Annotated in this window: 6 protein-coding genes; 3 read left to right on the forward strand and 3 right to left on the reverse strand. The window is 38.4% G+C overall.

What is annotated here, in order from left to right; translation table 11 throughout:
- Positions 1–185 precede the first annotated feature (185 nt).
- Together B3317_RS04365 and B3317_RS04370 are read left to right on the forward strand one after the other, a co-directional pair.
- Complete coding sequence (locus tag B3317_RS04365; protein WP_291108991.1) at positions 186–542, forward strand: hypothetical protein; 357 nt, start codon at positions 186–188, stop codon at positions 540–542.
- Between the two features lie 57 nt (positions 543–599).
- A complete protein-coding gene (locus tag B3317_RS04370) occupies positions 600–2984 on the forward strand; it encodes a TonB-dependent receptor (protein WP_291108993.1) in 2385 nt (794 codons plus the stop codon).
- A 255-nt stretch (positions 2985–3239) separates the two neighbouring features.
- On the opposite strand, the gene B3317_RS04375 is transcribed toward B3317_RS04370, so the two are convergent.
- Together B3317_RS04375 and B3317_RS04380 are read right to left on the reverse strand one after the other, a co-directional pair.
- The gene (locus B3317_RS04375) at positions 3240–3683 is read right to left on the reverse strand and encodes a DUF3836 domain-containing protein (RefSeq protein ID WP_291108995.1); all 444 of its coding nucleotides are present in this window, start codon (positions 3681–3683) and stop codon (positions 3240–3242) included.
- 455 nt (positions 3684–4138) lie between these two features.
- Positions 4139–5596: a tetratricopeptide repeat protein gene (locus B3317_RS04380; RefSeq protein ID WP_291108997.1), complete on the reverse strand. Its 1458-nt coding sequence runs from the start codon at positions 5594–5596 to the stop codon at positions 4139–4141.
- 176 nt (positions 5597–5772) lie between these two features.
- Between B3317_RS04380 and B3317_RS04385 the strand changes: the two genes are divergently transcribed.
- Positions 5773–6147, forward strand: a complete 375-nt coding sequence (locus B3317_RS04385; protein ID WP_291108999.1) for a DMT family protein — start codon at positions 5773–5775, stop codon at positions 6145–6147.
- A gap of 2 nt (positions 6148–6149) precedes the next feature.
- Here B3317_RS04385 and B3317_RS04390 read toward each other — a convergent pair.
- A partial coding sequence (locus B3317_RS04390) for a hypothetical protein (RefSeq protein ID WP_291109001.1) occupies positions 6150–6334 on the reverse strand: 185 nt, incomplete at its 5' end.

Consider the following 6334-nt stretch of genomic DNA (forward strand, 5'->3'; position numbering starts at 1 on the left):
AATTGAATCCGTAACAAATGTTGCGGATTTTTTAGTTATAATATTTTTCTATTGTATATAAACAATACCTATATTTAGGTATTGTCGCTTTTATTTATACCTAGTAATAGTGATTGTTGAAAAAGTCTTATTTCTTTAGCTTTGCACCTCAACTAAAAAGCTATTTATTATTATACCGCAAATTAATGCGTAACAGTTATTCGTTAGCAATCAGTAAGTTTGGTTTATTGATTGTGACGGTCTTATATCTGGGATCTATAAATTTCTTTCATCATATCCATAAGATTGATGATACTATGATCCTCCATTCGCATCCCTATAAAAAAGGGTGTGATGGAAAACCGGCGCATACTCATACAAAAACAGAATTACAATTAATACAACATTTATCGGCATTTGAAGTAATAGACTTATCGGCATCTATTATCGATTTAAATATCCCGGCTGTTAAGCCTGTTGTACTTCTTGCAAATTCGAGTGCTGTACTCCATTTTCAGTATCAACGAGGATGTTTTCTGCTGCGTCCTCCACCTTTCTTATAATCCGGCATCCGGAACCAGACTTTACTTTTACAGATACTGATTAATTAAAAATAAAAAATGAAAAAACATATAATAGTATTATTTATATTAATACTGTCTGCAGGAGTAATGCAGGCTAATCTGGTGCGTACCGACGCCAATATTTTCGGACATGTGGTTAATAGTAAGACGGGTCAACATATTTCGTATATTAATATTATCCTTAAAAATACAACAATAGGAGTTGCTACAGATGCAACCGGGCATTATGCACTAAAAAACTTACCCGAAGGAACGTTTACGGTTGTTGCTGAAGGTATCGGATTCAAACCTCAGGAGAAAGAAGTAGACTTGAAACGCGGGAAATCGATAGAGGTGAACTTTGAAATAGAAGAAGATGCACTGAATCTTAATGAAGTTGTTGTTACGGCAGGACGTACTTCTCAAAAAAGGGCCGAAGCCCCTGTGATAGTAAATACCATCAGTACCAAAATGCTGGAAACAACCCAGTCGGTCGTATTAGGTGAAGGTTTGAATTACTGTACCGGCTTACGTTATGAGAACGATTGCCAGAATTGTGGTTTTTCCCAAATACGTATGAATGGTATGGAAGGCCCTTATTCGCAGATACTGATAAACAGCCGCCCTATATTTAGCGGGCTTGCCGGAGTTTATGGTTTGGAACTGATTCCGGCTAATATGCTGGAACGGATAGAAGTTGTACGTGGTGGTGGTTCGGTACTTTACGGATCGAATGCTATTGCCGGAACTATTAACCTGATACTGAAGGACCCGAAAACGAATTCATTCGAAGCAGGATTTAATACTTCATTGATAGGTGCGGGGCTAAGTGGTTCTAATGGCCCGGCAGCCGATTATAATGCAACAATGAATGCAACTCTGGTTACAGAAGATCATAAGACCGGAATTTCGGTATTCGGTAATATGCGCGACCGCAAGATGTTTGATGCTAATGGTGATAGTTTCTCCGAGATAGCACCAATGAAAAACACCGTTATCGGCACCCGGATATTTCATCGTCCTGCATACAGGAGCAAAATAAGCCTCGACTTCTTCAATATCCGTGAACAGCGCAAGGGTGGTAATAAGCAGGACTATCCTGACCATGAGCGGGATATATCGGAATCGGTAAAACATGACATGGTGACAGGAGCATTGACCTATGAACAATATCTGCGGGAGAGCGACCTGCTTACCGTATTTGCTTCGGGACAATATCTTGACCGCGATTCATACTACGGAGCCAGGCAATCGTTAAGCGATTACGGTAATACAAAAGATAAAACATTTAATATCGGTACCCAATATAAGGCTTCGATAAATGATATTTCAACTCTTATAGGAGGTGTAGAACATACCGGATCACATTTGACAGACAAAAAGCTGGGATATCCTGAATACAAGGTGAATGATGATGGTGAAATAGAAACAACGCATATTCCTAATCGTATCGTATCCGACCAGTCACTTTCTACTACCGGAGCATTTGCTCAATATGAAATTAAGGTTGGTAAAGCCAAGTTTCTTGCGGGAGCTCGTGTAGAGCATTATTCTATCAACGATAAACAGACAGATAGCGACAAATCGGGAACTGTACTTGTGCCCCGGGCAAGTATAATGTATGATCTTACGGATTATCTGCAAACGCGTCTTGGTTTTTCGAGAGGCTATCGTGCTCCGCAAATATTCGATGAGGATCTTCATATAGAGACATCGGGTTCGCGTCAGGTGATAAATAAGAATGATCCGGACCTGAAGCAAGAAAACAGTTCGAGTTTCACCTTGTCTTTCGATTTCAATAAGAAACTGGGAGGTATCAATACTAATATCCTGATAGAAGGCTTTTACAATAAATTGCATAATCCCTTCAGAAATGAAATAGGTGAACCTGATGAGAATGGTACAGTGATCTATACCCGTATCAATTCAAAAGACGGGGCGTCGGTACAAGGTTTGAATCTGGAATTGAAAATAATGCCGTCAGATAAACTGAGTGCGAGCGCCGGATTTACAGTTCAGTCCAGTAAGTATAAGACTGCTGAGGAGACCTTTGGAGAAAAGAACTTTTTCAGGACTCCGGATACATATGGTTTCTTTACTGTGGACTGGGAGTTTGCACGTAATTTCGGTGTGTCAGGAACAGGCAATTATACAGGTAAGATGTTAGTGCCTTATTTTGGAGTTGATTTGCCGGAGGGAAATGTACGTGATGCCGGGGAACTACGCAAGTCAAAAACATTTTTCGATGCAGGCCTGAAGTTTCATTACGATATGAGGATAACTGGTGGTGTAACGGTTGAGTGGTTTGCCGGTATGAAGAATATATTCAATTCTTATCAGAAAGATTTTGATAAAGGTATTGACAGGGACCCTTCTTATATTTACGGACCAAGTTTACCCCGTACTGTGTTTCTCGGATTTAAAATAGGCAATTTGCTATAATTATAATTGTGCCAATCAGTAGTTGAAGCGATTATTGTAGTATAGGAGCGTTCGATTGTTTTAATCATATAAGCGTTCTTTGTAAAAACTTCTATCTTTCAGTTCGTGTCTGTCGCGTCCTTCCGGGTTTGCCCTCACTTTTGGCATTGCCCAAAAGGGACACAGCAATCTGTGATTGCGCGTAGCAGAAAACAATCGGACGTTAAAACTCAACTACTGATTCGCATTATTTATTAGTTGTTATAATTGCTATATTTATTTCTGAGAAATTAAGTTGAAGACGGTCTTGGTCTCTACCTGAATCTGCTTTGTAGTCAAAAATTCGTCTTTATCATCATATATATGAACAGTAATATCGGATTTTTCAGACCATCTTGCATTGTCTTTGTCCCATTTTGTATATGCTACATAAGCCACTTTGTTTGCATTTCCGTATTGATAAGCATATGTTGCGAGATTTTCCCATCCGGTATTATCATTCCATATGCTTATTGTCTTTTCTACGATGTTCCCGTTTTGGTCATAGTGGTAATATTCTTTGCTTTCGGGTTTTGAAGTTTCTTTATTGATAGAAACATATTCTTTCTTTACTCCAAACTCTCCGTTTTCTACATTACTGTAAGTCATTACATTTCTCGCACTAAGATTCATTGTTGAAACTAATACTGCAAATACTGAAGTTAGGATTGTTGCTTTCATAATTGTATGTTTTAAGTTATTTGTTTATTGTTTTATTAGTGTATTAGATTACTAGTACACTGCAAATCTAAGTTGTATTTTTGAACTGACAAAATTTTTTGATAACTTTTTTTATTTAAAATGAAAAATATTTATCAATTATCTAATAATTAGAATGTTGTGTGTTGTGTTTCCTAGTAGCTTAAATAGTTTATAAGTTGCTAATGAAAAATAGGGGAGAGAGGCTTTATTACAGGCGGGTAATATATTGATGCGAATTAGTAGTCGGGCTATTATGATACTCAAAGAATTAGTTGCATTCCTTTGAGGCATAAATCAAAAGGGCAGCATACTTCATTCTCCGCCCCATTTATTGTGTGCCGGTTGAATACAGTGTAACCTATAACCTTTTATAGATTGCAACGAACTGTAATGGATGTTGAAGATTTTCTGAAATTAGTATACAGATTGCATTATCATTGCAAGTCCTGTATTTCCTGATTGCGGGCTTGTACTTCCAACGGAGGAATTTGTCGTTGCAATTGCTCCTGTTTCTTTTCCAAATCGGTGATTTCTGTAGCCATCGTGCGTCTGGCTTCCTGCGAAGATTTACTGTATGTACTTCTCAGATTATCCAGCTTTTCGGATACAGACCTCAAGTCCGATTTCATCTGCACCACTCTGAAATATGTATCGCGGGCGGTTTTATTCTTAAAGTCGGCAAGTTTATAATATGTATTTCCGTCATTGATTACAAATTCAAAGTCACGTACTACTTTGACCTCCTCTTTAGGCGCCTTACGGGCAAGAGCGATTAGTTGCGAATAATTTTGGCCTTTCAGCCATGTATCTTTTATAGATGTTATACGGGCCCTGCCGGCCATATATTTTTCATCATCGCTTTCTACGATTTTCACGGTCTTATTCGGAATAAAGGTGTAAATACATACTTTACCTTCGGGTTGGAACCTGTCGGAAGCAAACCATCCTATTCCTTTTTCTTCGTCCACAACCATCATATAATCATTGTAAAGCGAGTTGAATGGCATATTCAGGCGTTCGGGCGCAAGATAGGTATCGTTATTCATATTGTAACGCGAGACAAACAGGTCATATCCTCCCAGGCTATCATAATCTTTTGCTGAAAAATAAATGGTAACTCCATCAGCCATTACATAAGGATAGTTAAGATCACCCGTCAGGTTAAAGTTAGTAGCCGAGAGTTTCTTTTCATTGCCATACTTATCCAATAGTTTCTCCATTGAATATAAAGTATACGAGCCGTTCTTTTCCGGTTGCGCATAATATATCTTTGTTTCCTTTTCATTAAAATAGACAGTAGATTCTACCCGTTTGTTGGAAGTAAAAACCTTATCAAAATAATCAAGGCGTCCCGAGCTATGGCTCAACTTGTAGGCTGACAGGAAAGTAGTTTTATCCACTACCAAACTGTCTATTATCTGTATATCCTCAGTGTTGGATACCACACGGTTCAGGCGTGACATCTCTTTGCGTTTCTCTTCGAGCCGGGCACGTGCGTCATCATCTTTCTTTTTCAACATGGATTCGTATTTATTGAAAGCTTCGGTAGCTTCGGCAAACCGAAACTCGTCTGTGTACAGTTGTCCCAGATAATAAAACGAATCCTGTATTCTTTTTTGTGATGCAAACAACAGGCTTTTCTCTGCCTGTACCCTGTCGCCTCCTGTCTCGAAAAGGCATACCCCGTACCAGTGGTTGATATTCGCATCATTAGGCTTAGTCGCATATTCTGTCTCAAATACAGGGAGAGCCTTTGCGTATTCCCCTTTCAGATAGAGGTCTTTTGCTTCCGCCAATGTTTGAGAAAATGCAACTGGTAAGCAACAGAAGGAAAGCACTATATAAATAAATACCGATTTCATAAATTGATTGCTGATTATTAATGGTTTCAAAGATAAGAATTTAAAATTATAAGATATTACAAGTGATGTATAGAATTTAACAACATGTCCTGAAAGCGTATCTTGCTTTCATCACTTTAATTGCCGAAATAATAAATAGATATGTGATCTTTGTTGTCAAAATTTGAGTTACTTTTGCGTCGCAAAATATTAACGCTATTACAATTATGAATCTTGTCGGTTTATATACAATATTATTATTAGTTGTATCCAATGTGTTTATGACTTTCGCATGGTACGGACATCTGAAAATGAAAGAATATTCATGGTTTGCCGCACTTCCTCTCTTTGGTGTGATACTTATCAGCTGGGGTATTGCATTTTTCGAATATTGTTTTCAGGTTCCGGCAAACCGTTTGGGCTTCCAGGGCAACGGAGGACCTTTTTCTCTGATGCAGCTTAAAATTATACAGGAAGTTATTACCCTTACCGTTTTCGTCCTTTTCAGTACGCTGGCATTTAAGACCGAAACTTTCAGATGGAACCATGTACTTGCTTTTGTCTTCCTTGTTGCGGCAGTATATCTCGTTTTTAAGAAGTAGATTTAATCCGATCTCTTATTACTCAGGATAGACAGTATAACTATAACACCCATAAATACCGGAGACAACGAACCTGAGAAAACCCGGTATCGATACTCCCCCATGCAGAGGGAAACGAAGCATCTCGGCAGAGAGTAGTTGACAACCTGCATCTCATATCTTTCTCCCAAAAGGTAACAAAGGTAAC

It is taken from the genome of Dysgonomonas sp. UBA7710 (genome assembly GCF_002482385.1).
Classification (GTDB): Bacteria; Bacteroidota; Bacteroidia; order Bacteroidales; family Dysgonomonadaceae; genus Dysgonomonas.

Bases quoted from the DNA above. Each gene is read 5' to 3' on its own strand.
- B3317_RS04385 (WP_291108999.1), top strand. From the start codon at position 5,773: ATGAATCTTGTCGGTTTATATACAATATTATTATTAGTTGTATCCAAT.
- B3317_RS04365 (WP_291108991.1), top strand. From the start codon at position 186: ATGCGTAACAGTTATTCGTTAGCAATCAGTAAGTTTGGTTTATTGATT.
- B3317_RS04370 (WP_291108993.1), top strand. From the start codon at position 600: ATGAAAAAACATATAATAGTATTATTTATATTAATACTGTCTGCAGGA.
- B3317_RS04375 (WP_291108995.1), bottom strand. From the start codon at position 3,683: ATGAAAGCAACAATCCTAACTTCAGTATTTGCAGTATTAGTTTCAACA.